This is a genomic window from Noviherbaspirillum sp., assembly GCF_036563305.1.
Classification (GTDB): domain Bacteria; phylum Pseudomonadota; class Gammaproteobacteria; order Burkholderiales; family Burkholderiaceae_D; genus Noviherbaspirillum.
This window is the reverse complement of the sequence record NZ_DATCMQ010000014.1, coordinates 286,559-308,410: the sequence shown is the minus strand read 5'-3', so window position 1 is coordinate 308,410 and position 21,852 is coordinate 286,559. Positions and strand designations below refer to the sequence as shown.

Sequence of the window (21,852 nt, the reverse complement as noted above, 5' to 3'; positions counted from 1 at the left end):
TTCGTGATGGAACACGCTCTGCGGCACCGTCGGGTCAGGGTCGGCAATGTCGACGCCTTTTACCGCGAGGCGGGAACGGAAGATGCGCCGGCCTTGCTGCTACCTCACGGCTACCCGTGCTCGTCCTACGAATTCCGCAACTTCATGCCGCGGCTGGCGGACCGGTGGCGCCTCCTCGCGCCCGACTATCCGGGCGCCGGCTACAGCGCGACTCCGCATGACTTCGACTACAGCTTCGACGGCTACGCCGACTTCCTCGACGACTTCGTGAAGACGCTCGGCCTCGACCGGTTCGCCTTGTACCTGCATGACTTCGGGTCCCCGATCGGCGCCCGCCTGGCGATCAAGGATCCCGGGCGCATCGCCGCGCTGATCATTCAGAACGGCGACATTCCTTACGAAGACGCCTTGGGGCCGAAATACGCGGAGATAGAAAAGACCTGGGCGCTGCCGATGCCGGCGATGCGGGAGCAACTGGCGCAAGCGGTCAACGAGGAGACATTCAGGGAAGAGTTTCTGAACGACCTGCGACCGGAGCTGGCCGACCGCATCTCGCCCGACCTGTGGGCCCTGCACTGGTCCCTGGTGACGCCGCAGCGCAAGGAGATTGCGGTGAGCCTGCTTGCAGGCCTGAAGGAAAACCGCGCGTGGTTCCCCCAGCACAGGCGCTACCTCGCCGAACATCGGCCGCCAACCCTGATCGTATGGGGGCCGCAGGACGGCTACATGCCGGAACAATCGGCGCGCGCCTACCTGCGCGACCTGCCCGATGCCGAGCTCCACCTGCTCGATGGCGGACACTGGCTGCTGGAGACGAGGCTCGATGAAGTCGTGGCGCTGGTCCGTGACTTTCTCGGACGGGTCCATCCAGGCTGAGGCGTCCGCGGACCGCGCTCCCGACCGATCGGGGAAAGCGCCACCCGGCACCCGCGCCGGGACAACAGGTCACCGTGAGGCCACCAGCAGATGCACGCCGAGTGCGATCAAACCAAGGAACAGGCATCTGCGAAAGACGCTCAGGCTCAATCGTTGCCTGATCCCCTGTCCAATCGCCATGCCGGCAAGCGCGGGGAGCAGCGCGAAGATCGACAGCGTTGCTTCCGACGTGCCGATATCGCTGCGCAGCCCGAGCATGATGGCCAGCGCCACGGTCGATACCGTGAATGCCATCCCCAGCGCCTGCACCAAGCCGTCCTTGTCCAGCCCAAGGCCCTGCAGGTAGGGAACGGCAGGTATCACGAACACGCCCGTCAGCGACGAGATCGCGCCGGTCAGTACACCGGCTGCCGGCCCCGCCCAGCGCTCCATGGCCGGCGCCACCCGCAGCCGCAGCGATGACAGACCGGACAGGCCGTAAAGCACCAGCAACACGCCCAGCAATGTCTTGCCGTGGCCCTCGACCTCCGGCGCCGCCAGCATGCCGGCCGCAAGCGTTCCCGCGACAATCCCGGCAAGCAGCGGCCAGAGCCGCGCGGCAAGCGGCAGCAGGGCATTCCCGGCCACCATTTGCCACAGGTTCGTGACGAGCGACGGGATGATCAGGATGGCGGCCGCCTGGGCCGGCGGCATCGCAAGGCTGAGCAAGGCAATCGATACCGTAGGCAGGCCAAGGCCGACGACGCCCTTCGTGACGCCGGCAATGAAGAAGATGCCGGCGACGGCGGTCCAGAGCTGCGCGGTGGGATGCAATTCCATGTAAATTCCTCCGAAGAAGTATTCTGCGCAAGCCGGAGCACTTCCGGATATGCATTTGCAAAAGGCTGTCTCTTGCGAAGCGAGAGGCCTGCGAAGGAGAGAAGGAAGCGATGCGCTACGACATTACCGACCTCAGGCTGCTGCTCGACATCGCGGAGACTGGCAGCATCACCAGCGGCGCCGAGCGCAGCAACCTGTCGCTGCCGGCCGCGAGCGCGCGGGTGCGCAACCTGGAAAGCGAAGTCGGCGCCCCGCTTTTCCTGCGCAACAGCCGCGGCGTGTTGCCCACCCGGGCGGGCGAGGTCCTGCTGCACCATGCGCGTATCGTGACGCTGCAGCTCGAGCAGCTCGACGGCGAGATGGCGGAGGTCCGCGGCGGCATGAAGGGCCGGGTGCGCCTGCTGTGCAATACCTCCGCGCTCAGCGAGTTCCTGCCCGATATCCTCGGCGCTTTTCTGGCACGCCACGGGGACGTGGACGTCGACGTGGAAGAACGCATGAGCTACGACATCGTGAAGTCCGTCCGGGACGGGGCCGCGGATATCGGCATCGCGGCCGACTCGGTGGACATGGGCGGCCTGCAGACCCGTCCGTTCAGGCGTGACCGGCTGGTCGTGATCGGCGATGAAGCGCGCCTGCGGACGCAGGCGGGGACGGCCGGCAGTATCCGGTTCCAAAATCTGCTGGACGCCGACTTCGTAGGGCTGACCGCGGACAGCGCGCTGCAGCGTTACCTGTCACAGCACGCGAGGACCGGCGGACGAACGATCAGGCTGCGCGCCCGGGTCCGCAGTTTCGATGCTGTCTGCCGGCTGGTGCACGCCGGCGTCGGGATCGCCGTCATCCCGGAGACCGCTGCGGTGCGCGGCGCAAACGCATATCGCCTCGGCGTGCGCCCGCTATCCGATGCCTGGGCGTCGCGGCTGCTGCAGATTTGCGCGCGGGATTTTTCCGCCTTGCCCCGCCATGCACAAGCCCTGGTCGAACGAATGGCCGATGCGGCAGCTGCAGGGATCGAACACGGCTGAGCGGCAGACCGCGATGCAGGTGCGACGCAAACGGCCTTGCATTCCTCTTCCCGTGATGCTTGCGCGAGCGACGCACGCCGCAATCCTGTTCGGTGTCGGCGCGCTTACCTCACCTCCGGCGTCCAGCGCTTCCGGACGGCGAAAAGTCGTCTTCGGAATCCGACTGAACCTCGCGCAAAAGCCGGCCCGCTTTCTCGATATCGACATCGATGCCCTCCCCGGCCAGGAGCGCGCGCATCATCTCGCTCTCTCCTTGCGCTGCCGGCATCCTGCGCGAACCGAGGATCTGGCGGGCCGGAATATCCTCTTTCGTCCTTTCTGCCGTTGCCCATTCATGAAAATCGGGATCCGGCTCGAACGGAACCCCATCCCGGAAGAACCGCACCACGGCATGCCCGCCCGGAGATAACAAGCGGAATTGTCTGGCGCTAGCAAGGCCGGTGAAGGCGTAGTGGTGCCGGCGCGCGTTATCAAGAAACGCCGGGTCGGTATCGAATATTGCGGAAACCAGGGATGCCGCACCGGCCGACTTTGCGTCCGCCAGGAAGCCACGCGCACGAATCGACTCCTTGCCGGCGTCGCTGGTGAGGTGATAGAGCACCTGTTCGCGGTAGATGCGCGCCGCGGCGACCTTCGTTGCCGCCTCGTCACGCGGCCTCAGCACCGCGGGCCTGTTCATGCCGGCGGCGTGTACAGGCGCTCGCTCGTCGCTTGGCCTGACGGCGGGGCCGGGTCTGGAGGCCGGGGCCCCGGCATTGTCATCGGCGGCCGGGTCGCTGCCATGGGGTTGCGGGACTGGCATTGCACGCGCTGGTTGGATTGGCATCGCTACGGCGCTCCTTGAAATAGAGCTGTGTGGCGCCAGGATCCTTGCGGTTCCGCCCGAGGCATCCGACATGTGGTGATGTCGTCTGCAGGCTGTTTCCACGGCGCGTGAAGGCCTGGCCATCCTGCGGCAGCCGCATATTCGCAGGAGTAACCCACCAGAAGCGTCTGCCCTGGCGTCGCTAAGGATTTTGGCTGAGCAGATCGTTGATGAACCGAAAAGTCACGGAGCAACCCAGCAAGACCTAGAGGACGCAGTGGTGTTTTTAAAGACGGCCAATACAAGAAATCCGCAGCCGGAACTATGTTCGTTCATTCCTTTCCTGGAGTCTCGTCTTGGTGCTACAAATGAGCCATCTTCATAACTTGTCGCCGGGGACCGGCACGCAAACGAGCCGGCTAGCTCAGCGTTAATGTCTGCTTTCGCCGCCCGCGGCCAGAGGCGGCCTTTTCGAAGCCTGACATTTGCGCTCGGAGCGTGACCGGTAACGTGTGATAGTACGGCGGCGCAAGGCTGAAGTGCTGCGTCTAGGATAGCTTTCGGACTTCGGTCTCATCAGGGGACACGACACGGCCATCGGCGGCGCGGGGGGCCATGAAATGCAAGGGCCTGCCTGTTCTCTTCTCGATGAGCTCGGCGTGGCGCTCACCCTCTGCGAACAGATGCTGCTCCCCCCACTGGCGAAGCGCCACGACAATCGGAAACAAAGCCTGCCCTTGCTCGGTAAGAACATACGCCTGATAGGCGCTGCCGTTCGCCGCAGGTTGAACCGCCAGGATTCCCGCATCGACCAATCGACGCAGTCTGTCGGACAGGATATTGCGCGCGGCCCCAAGGCTTCGCTGGAAGTCACTGAACCTGCGCACGCCATCGAATGCGTCGCGCACCACGAGCAAACTCCAACGGTCACCGATCACATCGAGTGAGCGAGCGACCGGGCAGGGTTGCGCGTCCATAGTCTTGCTGTTGTTCATCTATCACTCGCCGGCTGAGAAGCGGTTGCAGTTTAAAACCGATTCGCGTATCCTTCAACTGGTAGCGTTTTGAAACCAGTTGGAGATGGCACTCATGCAAGCAGAACATGCCGGCGCTTTCCCTGCCCACGGAGCTTCATTGCCGGTGATGCCTCGCAGCACCGTGCTGCTGTTTGCGTGTGCGAGCGGACTGAGTGTCGCCAATGTGTACTACGCCCAGCCGCTCCTCGACGCGTTGGCGACGGCTTTCTCCCTTCCTCTTGCGACGATAGGTGGCGTGGTCACGGCAACGCAGGTGGGCTGCGCTCTTGCGCTGATGTTGCTCGTTCCGCTTGGCGATCTTCTCGAGCGTCGACGCCTGATGCTGGTGCAGGCACTTATGCTGACGGCCGTCCTGGTCCTCCTAGGCCTGGCGCGAACCCCTGCCATGCTGTTCGCGTCCATGCTCCTGACGGGAGCGCTTGGAACTGCAATGACGCAGGGGCTTATAGCCTACGCTGCCAGTGCTGCGACAGAGAATGAGCGAGGACGCGTGGTAGGCGCCGCCCAAGGCGGTGTCTTTCTCGGATTGCTACTTGCCCGGGTGCTGGCTGGAGGCATCAGCGACATGGCTGGCTGGCGCTCGGTTTACTTCTGCTCCGCGGTGGCAATGCTCGTGCTTGCCGTGCTGCTCTGGTCAAGGCTGCCCCGCATTGCGATCCCACTGCGGAGAATGAGCTATCTCCGTCTGATCGGCTCCATGTTCCAGCTGCTGCAGCACAACCGCGTACTGCAAATTCGCGGTGTGCTTGCGCTCCTGATGTTCGCCGCTTTCAACATCTTCTGGAGCGCGCTGGTATTGCCGCTGAGCGCACCACCGTACGCGTTTTCACACACGGCCATCGGCGCTTTCGGTCTGGTTGGCGCTGCGGGCGCGCTCGCTGCGGCCCGTGCTGGTCGTTGGGCGGACCAGGGATTTGAGAAGAGCGCCACATTGGCTGCGCTTGTGCTGCTACTGGTCGCCTGGCTGCCATTGTCCTTGCTGCCTACGTCACTGACGGGGCTTGTCATCGGCATAGTGCTGCTCGATCTCGGTGGGCAGGCGATTCACGTCACTAACCAGAGCCTGATCTTCCGATCCCATCCAGAAGGACATAGTCGCCTGGTGGGTGCGTATATGCTCTTCTATGCAGTCGGGAGTGGCATGGGGGCTCTGTCGACTACAGCGGTCTATGCAGCCACTGGCTGGCTCGGCGTCTGCCTCCTGGGGTTTGCAGTCAGCCTGCTGGCGCTTGTTTTTTGGGCCGCAACCCTGCCATACATGAAGGTCGCCACATCGGCGAATTAACGCGCAGGCAGTACCGGGACATGTTCCGACGTGTTCTGCTGGCCAGCCAAGATCAGAATCAGCACGCAATGCGTGAAGTCCCTGCGCTAAGCGACGGAGCGCGGCACTTTGGCGGGGAGCGGCGGTATCCACTCATCAGCCTCAACCAGGGCGAGGCTGTGCAAGGACGTGCCTTCGAGCTGGCGATGAATTGGCGTTTATGCCTCACCGGCCGCGGTAGGCAAGTGAGGCGGTCACCAAGTGGACAACCGGCTCACCGTTGTCCATCCGGTTATCCCCGCGGTCTCCCGTAGGGAGTTGTCCACGGCCTGCGATTGATCTGACTGCCGGTGCTAAAAAGACAGGCGAGGTGTAGACGTAGACTTATCCCCGGTTTCAGTGGGCAAGTCTGTGGGTAAGCTTGGGGCATGTACCCTAAGTGCCTGTTCTGACAGTGAAAGTTGAGCATGGCTCAACGCAAGCGCCACTGCTCCTGTCCACAGGGTTGCACGTCGCCCCATCCGCAGGAAAACCGCCCGGCTTGTACACACGCTGCCCGTGGAGTCATCAACAGGCGGCGCAGAGCTATCCCTTTCCTTGCCGACCTCTGTAATCAGGGAGGGGACGGCTGAACGGTAACGGGGGCCAGGCGCTGTGCCTGGGCTGGTCCACGTCGACTTAGCTCTTTCGAGAGACGCGTTGCTGGAAGGTGTTCGCGATCGGCCAATTAGGGCCGATACGGCATAGCAGAGGCATGAAAACCATTCCACTCTTTAATGCCTCTGCCCCCTTGAGCAGTTCCTAGATCTCGATAGCGAGTTTGCCCCTTTTTATCTGGCCGTGTACAAGTCGTCAATACGTCACTACAACACTATTGGTACCTGATACTACATAGGGCGAGCCTGGAACGTCGTTGATCAGGTTTCCATCAGCCGGGTCAATCCTGTATACCCTGATCCGCGCCGCAGTGGTATGAGCCACATAGATGAATTTGCCGGCGGCGTCAGACGTGATTTGGTACGCCATGCCTGTACCGAAATTCACAGTGTTAGTGAACGACAGACTGCCATCCGTGTTTACCGAATACACTCTAATCGCGGCCCCATTGACGGCATAAACATACTTTCCATTCGGCTCGACCACCAAGCTGAACGCCGCACTGGATGGCACGCCGGCCCCGATGAGGCTGAGAGACCCATCAGAATTAATGGCATAAGCCGACATGTTATTGGCCGGATCCACCGCATAAAGAATGCGTTTTTCAGGATGGGTTGCAATGGCGTAGCCTCCTGAACTTACCGACAGCACTTCACCCAGGGGAGTCAACGCACCTGTATCGCCATTGACGCGGTAGCCATATACCTTTTGCTCAGGAAGGCAGATGGTATAAGCGAAAGTGGCTGTGGGGTCGAAGAAGAACCTTTCGCACTGCTGCCCTGTTGGCACTGGTGGACCCGCACTGCTCAGGCTGCCGTCAACGGCATTGATGTTAAAGACGGCAATATCGTCGCTAAAAAAGTTAACTGCATAAACGAATTTTCCGTTGGGATGAACAGCAACAGTTCTTGTGCCATTGCCAGAATTAATGGTGGTTCTGCTGTCCGGCACGCCTACTGGGCTGACTGCACCATCTATCCTGAAACGGTAAACGGAAGTATCACTACCTATATAAAGAAATCGCCCGGCCGGGTCAACAGCGCTGCTCCATGGACCGCCAGGAGCACTTACCGTGGCCGGTGTCAGGCTGGTCAATGCACCGGTAGACTCTACCTTGTATGCTGAAACTGTACTCCAGCCCGGACCAGCTGGTGAATATGCAAAGCGCGATACTACGTCTGCACAGGTAACGGTAATGTTCGTCACGTTTTCGGATGCCACGTTGCCGGTGCCATTGCTGACCGTACAGGTTTGCAAGGGAGATCGTGGCCGGGACTTGACGCTAATTGCATAGGCCGATCCGCTAGCCAGCCGCTTAGAAAATGTCTTTAGGCCATTGGAGGCGACTGCAAGATCGTCTCCTTCGCTGTTCTGCAGCACCAGCCCGCTGCCGTTTAAACCGCTGACCGTTATGTTCACGGCATAACTGTCAGATCCAGACGGAGGTCCAGACGGGGAACCTGCCGGAGGATTCTTGCTTTCGCCACCTCCGCATCCAGCCAATACCAGAGCACTGCACAATGCCCATTTCGTCCATCCTTGCTTTGCTGCCGCCATATTTACCCTTCAAACGTATTGCACTTATTATTATTCATGAATCCTCAATCTTACCGAATTATTTCCATGGCGATATGTCGATTTAATGACAGCTTATGCAAGAGCGGCAGATGATGTACCAGCGCAAAAAGAGCGTAGGTCATTCTGTTTGATGCCATTGGCGCCGGTCTCTTCGGTGTGTATGCACCTGGATTGCTCCTTTATATAACCGTATGGCAGCTTGGCAGACTATTGTTGTGAGGCTTGAGTGTTCGCTATTCTACGTCTCCACTTCTACCGACTATGCAATATGCCCGGATTGTCTAATCATGGTTGGAGTCCATAGGTTTAGAAGTCTCTGCCTGTGGCATCAATTCCATGCGCCGGACTAAGGCAACATTGATTTACCAACAAACAAAAAATATAAGGCCAGTCCAGTTGCTTCTTAGGCATACCTAGCTGGGAAGCACCGTTCGTTATCTTGGCAATGACGTAGATGATGCGCTGGAATAGCTGAACAAACAGAAGTTTGATCGCTTAGCTGATCGTAGAAGTCCGCTATCGGCCAGAAGCAGACGTTCGCTAGAAAGTCACATTCGTTTCGCAGCCTGCCGAGTAGCAGCGAGAGTTGCCTGTTTATATAACCGATAGGCTTCCGTGCATAATGGGGCCGAACTATCCAACTTGGTTCAGCCATGTAGGGGAAACGCATGCAGTCACAAATGCCCGATTTTTACGAGTCTCGAAGGTCACTGCTACGGGCAATGCTTCCTGTGCTTGGGCTGATCGCTCTTGCCGGCGGTGTAGGCCTTGCCGTTTTATCTGCGGCAATTGTATATAAGCAGGTTACTTACTATGGAAGCTTGCCGGCTGAACCCTTCATTTATGTGACCATTTTTTCGATGATCGCGCTCTTCTGTTTAGTTGCTGGCTTTCGCCTGATTTTCTTTCGGAAGGACCGAGCCGCTTCAATAATGCCCCCTATAGTTTGGAGTGTACTCGGCTCACTATTTTTGATTGCCGGCATTGTGCTGCTAGTGGAAAGACTGTTTGCAGGCGAGTACTCAAGGATTGGTGCACCCGGCGGCTTCTTGTCTTTATCTGTCTTGTTTTTTATAGTCGCCAATCATGCGAAGCCTTCTGGTCCTGATGACCCGCAGATACTGTAGCTGTGCTCTTGGGCGGTCGAGAGGCCCTTCACAACACCGCTTTGGGCGATCGCTTTCGTAGCGCGAATGTCTGGTTAGGGTCGGGACCGGTCACTATCTCGCGCAGAAACTCGCCATTCCTTCAGCGACATTCTCGCGACACTATAAAAGTGGCTTGGATTAAAGGAATCTATTCAATGCTGGCGGGCTCAGCTTGGTGCAAAAGAACTGGTATCAACGCGACGCAGGCCGTCATCATCGGCTGCTTGCTTTCAGTCCTCTTCGGCTGCGGCGGCTTGCCTCATAATGCAAAAGTTGATTTAACCTATCCGCAAGAAATCAATGTTGAGTATCTGTCTGCGCCTCGGGTAATTGTTCAGGTATGTGTGCCAGACCGAACCGTTAGTCTTGCACCAATAGAACTGGACCTTACAAAGGTGCCATTGACCCGCTCGCGGTTAACTGGGCTCATAACCGTTCCAGGTGGCGTGTCGGATACGAAGGAAATGCTCGCAGCACGACGGATATACCATTCGGAGATCGCAGCGCACTCGGTGCCAGACATCGCAGCGTGGCTCATCTGATGCAGTTAGTGCAAGGTATAAGGGATACGGACATAACCACGCCGCATGCCAGATATGGAGATGTCCGACACCTTGGGCATTCAGGCGGCGAGAGCTTGCGTGGAATTTCTCTAAGGGGCCGGACGACACGGGAGCAACCGGTCTATGAGCTGAGCACTAGGACTAGACCAGAGTTCCTCACGGCGACGTGGTTTCGCGCGATGCATCGATCAGGAACTAAATATTGGTACAAGTTACCAGAATCTATTCCTCAAGGGGCATTTACCGAGTGGCTAGCGCCCTTTACTGAGGAGGACAAGACAACCGCCGCACCGGGAACTCAGGACGTCGGGTACAGGTTGGTGTATCAAAGGAAGGTAAGTCCGACGAAGTCAGATCCACTTGCACCGAGGGTCCGGTACAAGTTGATGAGCGTTGTAGAAGAATTTGAGTACGAAGGGCGTTTCCGGGATAGAACGCAAAAGGCGATTAACGCTTATAAACTGTCGCAAAACCTTCGGTCGGGTTCAAAGAAATGGGAAGACGTTCATTTTGTACCCGCCGACAAGATTGAATTGCCTCCGTGCTGAAACAGGAACGGGAAGCTAGTCGGTTTCAAGTATAAATACTGGTCGCTCCGGGTCGCGTTCCATCTGGTCAGACACGCGAGTTTTCCGTCCTGTGGAAAGTCCGCTTCGGGTCGAAAGCGCAGGTCACCGGCAGGCGCCAGACGGCCACAACCGGACCTTCCTGCTGCGCGCTGATTCAAGTCCGGACTGTTGCCACTACTACATTTTCCCCCTACACTGCAGTCGAACGCGGACTGAACCAGTAATGCCACGCAAGGTGTTCGGGATAGGATGAAAGCAAGGAAAGGAGATCAGAAGTGACCTGTTCTGTTTCCAGATTACGATTCGACGCCGGCGCCCAGCGCGCCGGTCAATTACGTCGTTAGGCCACTTGGGGAAAACTCCAGCATGCGTCGTCAATTGCTAGCCGCGGTGCTCCTTGCGGTGCTCATGCCTGCCGCCGCACAGCAGATCGTGAAGTTCGAGCGCGGTACTGTGGCCTTGGGAGACTCCGTCGAGAAGATGCTCAAGATTGCGGGCAAGCCTCACGCGATCCTTCCACCTGAAGAGTCGCCACCGGGCTTCAAGGTGTATGAGTACCTCACTCCAACCGAGAACATCAGATTTACGGTCGGGGCAGGCAAGGTCGTCGGTTTGGGCATTGGTCGCCGGTAGTGCAGGCGCCGAGACCTGACAATTCGTCCAAGCTGACGCCGCTTCGCGGCGCAGCCTAATTCCGGTGTCAGACGCCGCTTGCCGCGTGATCGACTGGCGGCTCAGGGTCGAATTCGGACGATAACCGGAAACTGACAAATGCACTTAATACGCCTGTTCTTGCGTGCGCTCGTCCACGCATCAATCCTCCCGTCTTTGTGATTGATTGGCTGGAGTGAATGCGGACGGGATGTGGCAGGATCCGGTCGAATGGTGCAGCAGCAAGCGCTTCTGCTGCAAGCGGACTTGGGGTCAGGTAGCCTTACGTACCGCTCGACTCCTTCGGCGCGCGTGGCCTCTCGATATCATGCTGGGAACAGCGAATACGTCGGTCACACTATGACGTTCTGTTCGCGCTTTTCTGCAGCGTCGGCTATCGATCCTTTCTACGACATGTTGGTCGCCCTCAAGCCACGCGTCGGTATGCGAATCGGCATATGGGTCGAGCAGGGACGGCCGGAAAACACAGTGGTCCGCAAGCACATCCCTCGCGGGATCATGATCCTCGCGTCGATCACCCTGGTGTTTGGTATCGGTATTCTGGCCGCAGCCGACAGAAAAAAAACCGGACATTCGGCACTCATAGGACGACGGGCACACGCAGGGAGCCGTGTTGCATGGCGCGAGACTGTACTTCGCTTCGTCGGGCCGACGTCTTCTCAGGACCGGCACTGGGCGATTACCTGCCAAAAGGAGACACTGGCCAACAACCGAAACGCTCCTGGAAGTCTCTTCGCCTATCCCAACTTCACCAGATCAAGCGCTGGCAGGGGCCCTCCGGGAAACTGGGTCAGTTTGCCGCCTATGCTGATCGAACCCAAGTCGATACCGAAAAATCCCAGTTGACTGATCAGTCCATTTACGCCGGCCTTGGCCTGGTCATCGTCGCCCGAATAAAACAAGACTCGCTTGCCACCGTCGGAAGCCGGATCCTTCAAGAGCATTTGCGGCTGGAGATGATTGAATGCCTTGACCACCCGAGCCCCCGGCACCAGGTCACGAAATACTTCAGTCGAAAGACGGCCATGCAGTTCCGCAGGCCTGAACAATGGAGCTTCAATCGGATTGTTGGCATCGATCACGATGCGACCATCAAAATCCGGAAGCCCTGCAAGCGCTTCCGGCAGTTTTGACCAGTTGACCGCCACCAGTACGATCTCTTGAGAGGCGGCTTCTTGCCGCGTTCCTGCCTTGATGGTCGGCCCTAACTCCCGAACCAGTTCTTTCAACGATTCCGGGCCACGGCTATTTGAAATAATCGCTTCAATGCCCTTGTTGCCGATGGCTTTGGCGAAGGCTGCACCGATGGCACCCGCGCCGACGATTCCGATGGTTTGCATGATGACTCCTTTATCCAAGTCTCGGCTGGGGATTAAGCAGTAAATCCGCCGTCTGCAACGATATCCGCGCCCGTCACGAATGCGGCTTCCGGACTGGCAAGGAAGGCAACCACACTGGCGATCTCATGCGATTTGCCATACCGACCGATGGCCATCCCGGGGCCGACGATTTTGCTGACCGGGCCGCCGTCCGGGTTCATGTCGGTATCGGTGGGACCAGGATGGACGGTATTGACGGTGATTCCTTTAGGACCCAGATCACGGACCAGACTACGGTTGAAGCCTGACACCGCACCTTTGGTCAATGTATAGAGGGATGCGCCAGGAAAGGCGGCGTAACGGGTCATTGAGGAGCCGATATGGATGACGCGGCCACCTTCCTTCATGTGACGAACAGCTTCTTGCGTGGCGACGAAAACGCCGGTGACGTTGACCGCGATCATGCGCTCGTAATCTTCAAAAGCGATCTGCTCGATAGGCCCTCCCAAAGCCACCCCCGCATTGTTCACGAGAATATCAATGCCGCCGAAAGCTTCTACTGCCTTTGCGACCGAAGCGCGTACTGCCTCAGGATCGCCCGCATCGGCTTGTATGGCAATTGCCCTGCCGCCTGCCTGCTTGATCGCGTCGACGACCTGCTGGGCTTTGTCGGGAGACGCGCTGTAAGTCAGCGCCACCGAGGCGCCGCCGGCAGCCAGCTTCCTGGCGATAGCCGCACCGATTGAACGTGAACCTCCGGTAACGAGAGCGACTTTTCCAGCGAGAGTAGTGGATGTCGTGGATGTCGTGGCGATCATTGGTTTTACTCCTTCATGGTTGGGTTAATGGAGCGAATCATAGGCCTTCGATTGCGATATGATTAGTTAGCAATCAGTTGAATGACTTTCAAATGCAAATTGAAGGCGACCAATGGAAACCCTGGCAAATCTGGAATCTTTTGTCCGCAGTGCAGAAACCGGCAGTTTCTCCGAGGCGGCACGGCGACTGGGGCTAACGCCTGCTGCAGTCAGTCGAAACGTGTCGATACTGGAAAAGAACATTGGCGTACGCCTGTTCCAGCGATCGACCCGCAAGTTGATGTTGACCGAGGCCGGAGAGCGCTTTCTTCCGGGAGTCAGGCAGCATCTCGACGGACTGGAGGGCGCGATTGCTTCCGTCGCAAGGGATACGGGCGAGCCGGCAGGTGTATTGAAACTCAGCCTTTCCCCGACATTCGGCCTGACATATATCCTTCCTTTACTACCATCCTTCATGGCGCGTTATCCGCTGATTCGCCCGGACTGGTATTTCGAGAACCGGCAGGTCGACCTGATCGGCGAGGGCTACGATGTTGCCATCGGCGGCGGCTTCGCGCTGGCGCCAGGCCTGATATCGCGGCCTCTGGCGCCGGCTCATATCATTGCCGTGGCTTCGCCTGCCTACATGGCACATCGAACACGGCCGGTAGACCCGGAGGGACTATCGGAACTGGATGGCATCGTGATGAGATCGGCGAACACGGGCCGTGTGCGCCAGTGGGCGATGCGCAATGCCGCAGGTAGTGAAATGCCGGCTAGGTTGACGGAAAAAATATCGTTCAATGACCCGGCTGCGATGTGCCAGGCTGCGCTGATCGGGCTAGGTGTCGCACCGTTGGCAGTGTCGGATGTGCTTCCCTGGTTGGAAACCGGCGACTTGGTCAGGCTGGCGCCCAACTGGTATGCCGATGCCGGCGCCATTTCCATCTACTATCCCAGCCGTTCGCTTTTGCCGGCTAAAACGCGGGCATTCATTGATTTTGTTGTGGAGACCTTCGAGCGGGAGCAGTTGGCGAAGCGGTTTGCCGGAAGCACCAGCTGAAAAATGCAGGGCTTGCATGTCCGGGAACGGTCTTCCTGAGAGCCGGGGCACGGGTGGATGACCTCATTCCTCGGCCTGCATGTCCTGTTTTCTCTCTCGTCCAATGGCGTAGGGAACGGCGGCTTTCCCGGTAAGCTAAAGGCGGGTCCCGTTCGTCGAGGCCAGGCGCCTCGCGGCCGTTTGGACATTCGGGCGCGGTGCCCGGCGCAGCAGTTCGTGCGTTGCCCCCTATTCTTCCATCATGGGAAGGTCAAGTCCAAACCGAACGTCCTGCCAAGGACGAAGGTGACGAGCCCCAGACCCAGGAGCGATAGCATGAAGATTGCGGCCGTCTTGCCGCCCGCGCGCAGCACGATGGGCTTCTCCTTCCCCTCCTCCTTCTCCTTCTTTCCTTGATCGTAATGCCACTTGATGGCGAAGAACATGCCCGTGCCGAGCACGATAACCTTGAACGTACCGAAGACTATAGGGATCCAATTCATCATTTTGCGTGTTTCCTGGCTGAGCCATTCTACTCAAATGCAGTGCCGCGCATTGAGACAAACTGTCTCAGTTGAAAACCATGCAAGGTGAAAATTTGCCGGTTCTGGCTAAGGCGATCGGCCGTGGACGGCCGGCTACGCCCCCTGGAGACTGCAGGTGCGTTCCAGGCGGCGGCAGAGCGATTTGAGAGCCGGACTACGCGACCAGATGGAAGAATTTGCCGAGGCGCGCCGCGCACTTGCGCGTCTCCGCGTTCGGGTCGATTGGACTGTACCCGTCCATGCGGAGGCGCGCTTCAGCGTTACTTCCTCAGCCGGCCTGCTCGCGCTATTGCCCGATGAGGCGCGGCGTACCGCAGCCCCGCGCGCCAGCTGCGCCGCTCTATCAAACCGAAGCAAGTGGGCGCAACCGTGCGCTGAGCGACGACGGCAGCAGCGGCCAGGGTCTGCATTCTCCGTGCAACCGGCGCTCAGGCGATCGGGAAGCGAAGGCTGCCTTCATCGAGGCATGTCCGGACCCCGTTGGCGCGCCTCGCCAGCCCGCTTCGCCATCCGTCGCGCGCCATTGCCCGCGCTGAGCGGCGACACATCGGCGGCAATATCTGTCGATGCTCCGGCGCCGGGGTTACGTGCCTCTGCCGCCGGCTTCTAAGGCAACGCGGCTCTTGTCCGGCCGCCGTTCACCGGCCCTCCCCGATGTCACTCGTGAATGCGGACGAACTGGCCTGAGAACGACGCGGTAGGCGGTCCGTGCTTCCGCTTACAATGCTGCAACCTCATCGAGCCCGGCCCCAAAATCATGCGCATTCGCTCTCGTCTGTTGATCCTGCTGTTCTCCATCCTCGTTCCGGCGCTGATCGGGGCCGTACTGGGGATCTATTATGTCTACGTGCAGCAGCAAGACTCCTACCGGGAAAGCGTACAGGAGCTGACCAATGCAATGGCCCAATTGCTCGACAGGGAGATCTCCGAGCGTCTCAACACCTTGCAGACACTCGCGGCTTCGCCCGCGCTCACCGACCACAACCTGCCCACGTTCTATCGCTACAGCAAGGAAGTGGCATCGACGTGGGATACGGCGATCATCCTGGCCGATGCCGATGGCAATCAGCTGTTCAACACGCGCGTCCCCTACGGCGAGGGTACGCTGCCCGGCGTGCATCCGTCGGTTCTCGCACTGCGCAAGAGGATTGGTCCGGACGCTCCTCTGATCTCCGGCGTCTACCACGCGCGCATAGCCGGCCAGTACAGCTTTTCCGTGCAGTTGCCGGTGATGCGGGACGGTCGCGTCTTGTACTACGTGCAGATGAGTTCAGTCGCGAGCGAGCTGCAGAAGCTGTTCGAACGGCAAAGCATGCCCAGGGGATGGACCGCCACGATTCTGGATGGCCAGGGCGTTGCCGCCGCGCGCTCCCGCGAACCGGAACAGTTCGTCGGCAAAGTGGCAGACGCTGCACTACGCGCGAGGATCATGGCCAACCGGACGGGAACCAACGAGGGCATCAACTTCGAGGGTACGCCGGTGACCGCATTCTTCAGCAAGTCGCAGGGTACGGACTGGTCTTTCGTGATCAGCGTTCCCAGGGAACAGCTTGTCGGGCCCGCGCGCAATGCCGCAGCAATGGTCGTGGCTATCGCGTTGCTGCTGCTGAGCGGTGGCACTGCGGTGGCGATCGCAATTGCGCGCAAGACGGCGCAATCCATGGAGATCCTGCGCCTGTCGGCGGCCGACCTTGGCCGAGGCCGGGTAATTGCGCGACAGGCGTCGGGCATCGCCGAAGTCGACGCCGTGAGCATGGAGCTGGCCCGGGCCGGCGAGAACATACGCAGCGCGCAGGCGCAGCTGGAGCATCGTGTGGCAGATGCCGTCGCCGCAGCGGAACGTTCGCAGAAGGCCCTGGTGCAATCGCAGAAACTCGAGGCACTGGGCCGGCTTACAGGTGGCATTGCACACGATTTCAACAATATCATGCAGACCCTGACGACCGGGTTGCAGCTCTTGTTCATGGCCGTCTCGGAACCGCGGCTCCGGCATACGGTAGAGGCCTGCGAACGGGCGGTGGAGCGAGCGGCGGAACTGACGAGGCAGCTGATGGCATTCGGCCGTGTGCAGGAAGCCCACCTCGCGGTCGTCGATCTCGGCAAGCGCATCAATGACATCATGCCTCTATTGCAAGGGGGCGTCCGCGGCGATATCTCGCTGCGCCTGGATGCAGTGGCCGCCTCATGCACGGTCGCCATCGATCCCACCCAGTTCGACCTGGCTATGCTCAATGTCGTGATCAATGCCCGCGATGCGATGCCGAGCGGCGGGTGCATCACCATCGGTCTTGCCAATGTCATGCTGCAGGACGCGGTCGGGGAGCTTGCACCGGGAGACTATGTGACGGTGACGGTCACTGACACCGGAGAGGGAATGCGGCAGGATGTGTTGAGCAAGGCGCTCGACCCGTTTTTCACCACGAAACCGGTTGGCAAGGGGTCGGGAATGGGCCTGGCGCAGGCCTACGGTTTTGCAAAACAAGGCGGCGGAGGCCTGACGCTGGAAAGTACCGTCGGCGTTGGGACAACCGTGACGTTCTACCTTCCGCGTGCGACGGGCGAAGCGGAACCGAGGCCGAGCGGACCGACGTCGGTTCCGATTCCTCAGGGCTTGAGAGGAAAGATTCTGTTCGTCGAGGACGACCCGCTTGTGGCCGCAGTGGTCGGCCCGGCACTGAAGGAGGCGGGTTTCGACGTCCATCACGCGAAGGACGGTGCCGAGGCGCTGGAGATGATCGAGCATGCCGGTCCGTTCAGTGTCGTATTCTCCGACATCGTGATGCCCGGGCCTACGAACGGCGTCGAGCTGGCCAGGCATGTCGTACGCCACGCTCCGGGGACGAAGGTCGTCCTCGCCACCGGATATTCCGAGCAGCATGCGCACCTGGAAGGCGTGGAGATCCTTGCCAAGCCCTATGACGTACGCAAGGCGATTGAGGTCCTGGCCGGAGCCTGACGCCGCCAACCGGCCAAGCGCGGGAATGCCCGTGTCTCGTCGGCCTCGCAAGCTCCGCGAAGCGTACTGGCCCTCTGAGCGATACAGTATGGGAGCAACGTCATGCAAGTGTTGCTGTATCTCGTTGCCTGCGCCAATAATAATCTACCCATACACGTGAACCTCGCGGAGGAAAACATGAGCGTCGCGACTATCGTGCATGGAAGCTGTCTTTGCGGAGCGATCATATACGAAGCCACGGGACCGTTTCATGTGATGGTCCACTGCCATTGCAGCAGATGTCGCAAGTCGACCGGAACAGGGCACGCAACCAATCTGACGGTCGCTCCGAGCCAATTCCGGCTATTGAAGGGCGAGGATTCCATATCGCGATTCGACTTGCCCCGGGCGCAGAGTTTTGGCAAATGGTTTTGCCATACCTGCGGCTGTCCCGTTCCGCGCAGGACGAGAGATGGGACACTAATCGTTATTCCTGCCGGGTCGCTGGATTCGGACCCGCTGCTGTCTCCCACTGATCACATTTTCTGGGACTCGCGCGCTTCCTGGGGCTGTTCGCAGGGTGCCTTGTCCGTACATGGTGGGTATCCGGAATCTTGGAGAAAGCATGGCGGCAACAAGTGATCTTGAAGAAATGCGAGGTCTCCCTGTGATTCGAGGGGGAATGCTGGTACGGCTGGATGGCCGGAATCTTCATGAACTCGCTCGCCTATGCGCAGAGTGCACCAACTTCTTCCAGCTTGTTTACGGTCAGCCAGGCGGGGAATCGACTTCCAAGGAAATTCTGGGACCGGTTCCGCCGCACGTAAAAACGGGCTGCAAGCACATATTCGGTATTTATATGAATGATGAAATGGAAGGGATTGTCGAGCTGCTTGAGAACTATCCAAAGACGTCTGAATGGTATTTGGGTTTGCTAGTTATTCGTCCGGAATGTAGAGGGTATGGGTTGGGGACTTCGGTCTGGGCTGGATTGAAAACCTGGATTCAAACTGGAAATGGTTCCATCGTCCGACTTATGGTGCAGAAGCAAAATCCGAACGCACTTCGGTTTTGGGAACGCAATGACTTTGAGATTGAGGGAGACATTCATGACCGCTCCTCAGGTGTGGCAAGTTGCGCATGGAAGCTAAGACTTTCGATTCAAACTGTCTTCAAATAGGCCGTTGAGGCGCGCTCGCTTCCACCATTCACGCTGAAATCACTCGGCGAAAGCTTCTTGCCCGCAGAGCCGCCAGCTTGATCCTCATCTCCAGGACTATCAAATGCGCAAGCAATAGTCGAACCTGGTCGATGCCAAAACTTACATCGCTGCTGGGCCGCTGCCATGAATAGGCTTCCGTAGATTGATAACGTTTCTCAACATACCCTTATGTACTCATCGACTTTTATCTTTGCAAAAAAACAGTACGACGAAAAATTCTTTCGACTTGATGAAGCCATTGCCGATGCGGCCAGAAAAATTCCTGGCTACGTCGGCGAGGAAACTTGGGAAAATCATGCAGCTGGTTTGGTCTCGAATGTCTACTACTGGGAATCCATCGAGGCCTTGCGGGCCCTGATTAAGCATCCGAAACATGTCGAGGCAAAAAAAGCGCAGGGACAGTGGCTTGACGGGTACCAGGTCATCGTATCGAAAGTGATTCGAGCGTATGGGGACAACAAATTCAGCCATCCTGTCGGTAGCTTTGATGGTGACACTCATTGCTCGGCACGCGAACTGCGTACGGATTAGCTAAAACACCAGGCATTCGTATTCCGCAGAAGCGGCAAGCTGGTGCGTACCAATTGCCGGCAGTGAAGTCAAATGTCGGCAGCCAAGATCAGTCGGTGGACACTCCTCGCCTGAAGCAGGTTGCGTCACCAGCGTGGAGCCGCATTTCTGCCGACGTTTTTGAACGGTGATCGCCGCGACAGATCGCGCTGATTGCGGCAGGACGCTCGACGGCGTCGTGTTCGCCGTTCCTGCCCTCTTCTTGTGCGAATGCCTGAAAAAGCCCCCGCGCAAGGCGGGGGGAATCCGCCGGGCCGCGGCGGAGGAGACATGCTCAAGCACTAACGGCGCGCGCAGATCATCCCACCGAGACGAGTGGCACGCACACCCAGTCGATGAAAACCGAGGGCATCGCTTCGCTCGCCGAAGTAGCGGGCGTGGATCGCGTCCGACGGCAAGTCCACTACACTGGAGTAGCCGAATTCCTGCATCCTCGCAATGAGAACCGGCGGATCGAAGAATCCGCGCCACGGCTCGCCGATTCGGCTATAGCGGCGCGCGAGCAGGCGTCGAAGCATTCGTCCGAGCGGGTGAAGTGCGCGGTCCGCGCGGATGTAGTCGAAGGCGACGCCGCTACCGCGCGCAAAGCCGCTGGCAATCGTGTGCAACGTGTCCAGCACCTGAGCCTCTGTCAGATACATCGTCACACCCAGCCAGGAGAAGAACACTGGCAGGCCGGTGTCGACCCCTGCGTCGATCAGCTTGTTGCGCAGAATGTCGCGTTCGAAGTCCACCGCTACGTACTGCACATTGTCCGGCACCGGAATGTCCGCGGCGCCAAGCAGTTTCATTTTCCATTCCTGCATCGCCGGCAGATCCACCTCGAACACCCGCAGTCCTCGATGGCGGTGCGGATTGCGGTAAGCGAAGGTATCAAGCCCCGCTCCAAGCACGACGTATTGGCGCACGCCACGTTCGACCGCCTCATGAAGCATATCTTCCGCGATGCGGGCTCGTCCAACAAGGGCAGCGCGCATACCGCGCCGCATGGCGCCACTGGCAACGGTAGCTGAAGCCTGCAGGCGGGTCGCTGCCTCGTCCCCGAGGATTTTTACCGCCAGCGGATCGTCGAATATCAAGGGCCGGTCGTAGAGCTGGTGCGTAGCACGGCTGACGGCAGACCGAAACGCCGTGGTGTTATAGAGTGCAGTAGTCAAGAGATCTCCCCATGTCGGAGGGTGAGGCAACGGGCGCGGTAGCGTGTTCAGCGGACGGGCGTATGCAAGCGCCACGCGCGCTGCAAGCGGCGCGATGCGTTATGCACGGGCGCTCGCCCGAGTTCGCTGCGGGGGTGTGCAGCAATCCGTACCGGACTTACGCACCGCCCGCCGAGGTGGGACGCCGTCGGTCGGCTTACACACCTTCGAGCTTGATGCCTTGCTTCTCGACCACCGCCTTCATCTTCTCAAGTTCGGTGCGTACCTCTGCCGCATGCTCCGCCGGGCTGTTGCCGACCGCTTCCGCGCCCTGCTGGCGCAGCTTCTCCTTGACGTCGGGTGAGCTGAGGACCTTGACGGCCGCTGCATTGAGTTTCTTTATGATTTCGGGCGATGTTTTGGCGGGAGCAATCAGGCCATACCATGCGGGGTCGTTCACTTGGCGCAGACCTAGTTCAGCAAAGGTCGGCACGTTGGGCAGTGTATCGAGGCGTTTCGGCCAAGCGATGGCCAGTGCGCGAAGTTTGCCCGAACTGATATGCGAGATGGATGAAGGCAGGTTGTCGAACATCATGTGTACTTGTCCTCCGAGCAGATCATTGAGTGCCGGGCCCGCGCCACGGTAGGGCACGTGAAGGATGGACGTCCCCGTCGCGACCTTGAACTGCTCGCCCACCATGTGCTGAATGCTGCAATTGCCAGAGGTCGCGTAACTCAGCTTGCCATCGTTTTTCTTGACGTGTTCCAGGTACTGCTTGAAGTCCTGCGCCGGAAACCTGGCATTCACCGTCAGGACGTTAGGCGTGCGGGCGATGTTGGTGATAGGCGCAAAGCCGTTGATGGGGTCATAGCCCAGGCGAGGATTGCACGCCGGATTGACCGCATGCGTAGATACTGTAGAGATGCCGAGCGTATAGCCGTTTGGCTCTGCCTTGGAGATGGCGGATGCCCCGATGCTGCCTCCACCACCGCCACGGTTCTCCACTATCACCGCTTGGCCCAGTTCCTTGCCCAGGCGGTCGGCGAAGATGCGCGCGACGATGTCGGTGGTGCCGCCCGGTGCAAACGGCACGATGATGGTGATCGGCTTGGCAGGATAGTCGTCGGCGTGTGCGATGGGGCCGATAGCAAGGCCGAACAATGCTGCGACGAAGGCTTTCTTCATGTTGCATCTCCTCTTTTGTGTACGACTGGGCGGGTGTGGTGTCCACGTTCTTGTGGGCGCAGTCGCATTAGCATTTGACGTGCC

Annotated in this window: 19 protein-coding genes and 1 pseudogene; 11 read left to right on the top strand and 9 right to left on the bottom strand. The window is 59.2% G+C overall.

All coding sequences use genetic code 11. The features are described 5' to 3' along the window. The first annotated feature begins 6 nt into the window (after positions 1–6). Positions 7–876 (top strand): alpha/beta hydrolase, encoded by an 870-nt coding sequence (locus tag VIM12_RS14275; protein WP_331942328.1) that lies wholly within the window; start codon positions 7–9, stop codon positions 874–876. Positions 877–945: 69 nt separating this feature from the next. Here the strand turns inward: VIM12_RS14275 and VIM12_RS14270 are convergent, their stop codons facing one another. Next, positions 946–1,695, bottom strand: coding sequence for a sulfite exporter TauE/SafE family protein (locus tag VIM12_RS14270; protein WP_331942327.1), 750 nt, complete (start codon positions 1,693–1,695; stop codon positions 946–948). Positions 1,696–1,805: 110 nt separating this feature from the next. Here VIM12_RS14270 and VIM12_RS14265 point away from each other — a divergent pair, with 110 nt between their 5' ends. Then, complete coding sequence (locus VIM12_RS14265; protein WP_331942326.1) at positions 1,806–2,723, top strand: LysR substrate-binding domain-containing protein; 918 nt, start codon at positions 1,806–1,808, stop codon at positions 2,721–2,723. Between the two features lie 109 nt (positions 2,724–2,832). Here the strand turns inward: VIM12_RS14265 and VIM12_RS14260 are convergent, their stop codons facing one another. Together VIM12_RS14260 and VIM12_RS14255 are read right to left on the bottom strand one after the other, a co-directional pair. After that, a complete protein-coding gene (locus VIM12_RS14260) occupies positions 2,833–3,324 on the bottom strand; it encodes a hypothetical protein (protein ID WP_331942325.1) in 492 nt (163 codons plus the stop codon). A 752-nt stretch (positions 3,325–4,076) separates the two neighbouring features. Continuing rightward, on the bottom strand, positions 4,077–4,523 hold the full coding sequence (locus VIM12_RS14255; protein WP_331942324.1) for a helix-turn-helix domain-containing protein: 447 nt from the start codon (positions 4,521–4,523) through the stop codon (positions 4,077–4,079). Between the two features lie 94 nt (positions 4,524–4,617). Here VIM12_RS14255 and VIM12_RS14250 point away from each other — a divergent pair, with 94 nt between their 5' ends. Then, positions 4,618–5,850, top strand: coding sequence for an MFS transporter (locus VIM12_RS14250; RefSeq protein WP_414691792.1), 1,233 nt, complete (start codon positions 4,618–4,620; stop codon positions 5,848–5,850). Positions 5,851–6,681: 831 nt separating this feature from the next. Here VIM12_RS14250 and VIM12_RS14245 read toward each other — a convergent pair. Beyond that, positions 6,682–7,905: a lactonase family protein gene (locus VIM12_RS14245; protein ID WP_331942323.1), complete on the bottom strand. Its 1,224-nt coding sequence runs from the start codon at positions 7,903–7,905 to the stop codon at positions 6,682–6,684. 390 nt (positions 7,906–8,295) lie between these two features. On the opposite strand from VIM12_RS14245, the pseudogene VIM12_RS14240 reads away from it, so the two are divergent. The 3 genes and pseudogenes from VIM12_RS14240 to VIM12_RS14230 all read left to right on the top strand — a co-directional run. After that, positions 8,296–8,555, top strand: a pseudogene (locus VIM12_RS14240) (integrase); the annotation flags it as partial. Positions 8,556–8,732: 177 nt separating this feature from the next. Next, the gene (locus VIM12_RS14235; protein WP_331942322.1) at positions 8,733–9,191 is read left to right on the top strand and encodes a hypothetical protein; all 459 of its coding nucleotides are present in this window, start codon (positions 8,733–8,735) and stop codon (positions 9,189–9,191) included. A gap of 1,519 nt (positions 9,192–10,710) precedes the next feature. Then, on the top strand, positions 10,711–10,977 hold the full coding sequence (locus tag VIM12_RS14230; protein WP_331942321.1) for a hypothetical protein: 267 nt from the start codon (positions 10,711–10,713) through the stop codon (positions 10,975–10,977). A gap of 776 nt (positions 10,978–11,753) precedes the next feature. Here the strand turns inward: VIM12_RS14230 and VIM12_RS14225 are convergent. Together VIM12_RS14225 and VIM12_RS14220 are read right to left on the bottom strand one after the other, a co-directional pair. Beyond that, a complete protein-coding gene (locus tag VIM12_RS14225) occupies positions 11,754–12,356 on the bottom strand; it encodes an NADPH-dependent F420 reductase (protein WP_331942320.1) in 603 nt (200 codons plus the stop codon). A 32-nt stretch (positions 12,357–12,388) separates the two neighbouring features. Beyond that, positions 12,389–13,153: a 3-oxoacyl-ACP reductase family protein gene (locus VIM12_RS14220; RefSeq protein WP_331942319.1), complete on the bottom strand. Its 765-nt coding sequence runs from the start codon at positions 13,151–13,153 to the stop codon at positions 12,389–12,391. 112 nt (positions 13,154–13,265) lie between these two features. On the opposite strand from VIM12_RS14220, the gene VIM12_RS14215 reads away from it, so the two are divergent. After that, positions 13,266–14,195: a LysR family transcriptional regulator gene (locus tag VIM12_RS14215; RefSeq protein WP_331942318.1), complete on the top strand. Its 930-nt coding sequence runs from the start codon at positions 13,266–13,268 to the stop codon at positions 14,193–14,195. A 239-nt stretch (positions 14,196–14,434) separates the two neighbouring features. On the opposite strand, the gene VIM12_RS14210 is transcribed toward VIM12_RS14215, so the two are convergent. Next, positions 14,435–14,680 (bottom strand): hypothetical protein, encoded by a 246-nt coding sequence (locus tag VIM12_RS14210; RefSeq protein WP_331942317.1) that lies wholly within the window; start codon positions 14,678–14,680, stop codon positions 14,435–14,437. Between the two features lie 706 nt (positions 14,681–15,386). On the opposite strand from VIM12_RS14210, the gene VIM12_RS14205 reads away from it, so the two are divergent. The 4 genes from VIM12_RS14205 (at position 15,387) to VIM12_RS14195 (ending at position 19,407) form a co-directional block, all read left to right on the top strand. After that, positions 15,387–17,675, top strand: coding sequence for an ATP-binding protein (locus tag VIM12_RS14205; protein WP_331942316.1), 2,289 nt, complete (start codon positions 15,387–15,389; stop codon positions 17,673–17,675). 102 nt (positions 17,676–17,777) lie between these two features. After that, positions 17,778–18,296 (top strand): GFA family protein, encoded by a 519-nt coding sequence (locus VIM12_RS21300; protein WP_414691791.1) that lies wholly within the window; start codon positions 17,778–17,780, stop codon positions 18,294–18,296. Next, positions 18,280–18,834: a GNAT family N-acetyltransferase gene (locus tag VIM12_RS14200; RefSeq protein WP_331942315.1), complete on the top strand. Its 555-nt coding sequence runs from the start codon at positions 18,280–18,282 to the stop codon at positions 18,832–18,834. Before VIM12_RS21300 ends, VIM12_RS14200 begins: the two co-directional genes overlap by 17 nt. Positions 18,835–19,044: 210 nt before the next feature. Further along, positions 19,045–19,407 carry an antibiotic biosynthesis monooxygenase gene (locus VIM12_RS14195; RefSeq protein WP_331942314.1) on the top strand — a complete coding sequence of 121 codons (363 nt, stop codon included), beginning with the start codon at positions 19,045–19,047 and terminating at the stop codon, positions 19,405–19,407. 320 nt (positions 19,408–19,727) lie between these two features. On the opposite strand, the gene VIM12_RS14190 is transcribed toward VIM12_RS14195, so the two are convergent. Beyond that, the gene (locus VIM12_RS14190; protein WP_331942313.1) at positions 19,728–20,603 is read right to left on the bottom strand and encodes a class I SAM-dependent methyltransferase; all 876 of its coding nucleotides are present in this window, start codon (positions 20,601–20,603) and stop codon (positions 19,728–19,730) included. Positions 20,604–20,799: 196 nt separating this feature from the next. Beyond that, positions 20,800–21,768: a tripartite tricarboxylate transporter substrate binding protein BugE gene (locus VIM12_RS14185; protein ID WP_331942312.1), complete on the bottom strand. Its 969-nt coding sequence runs from the start codon at positions 21,766–21,768 to the stop codon at positions 20,800–20,802. Between the last annotated feature and the right edge of the window lie 84 nt (positions 21,769–21,852).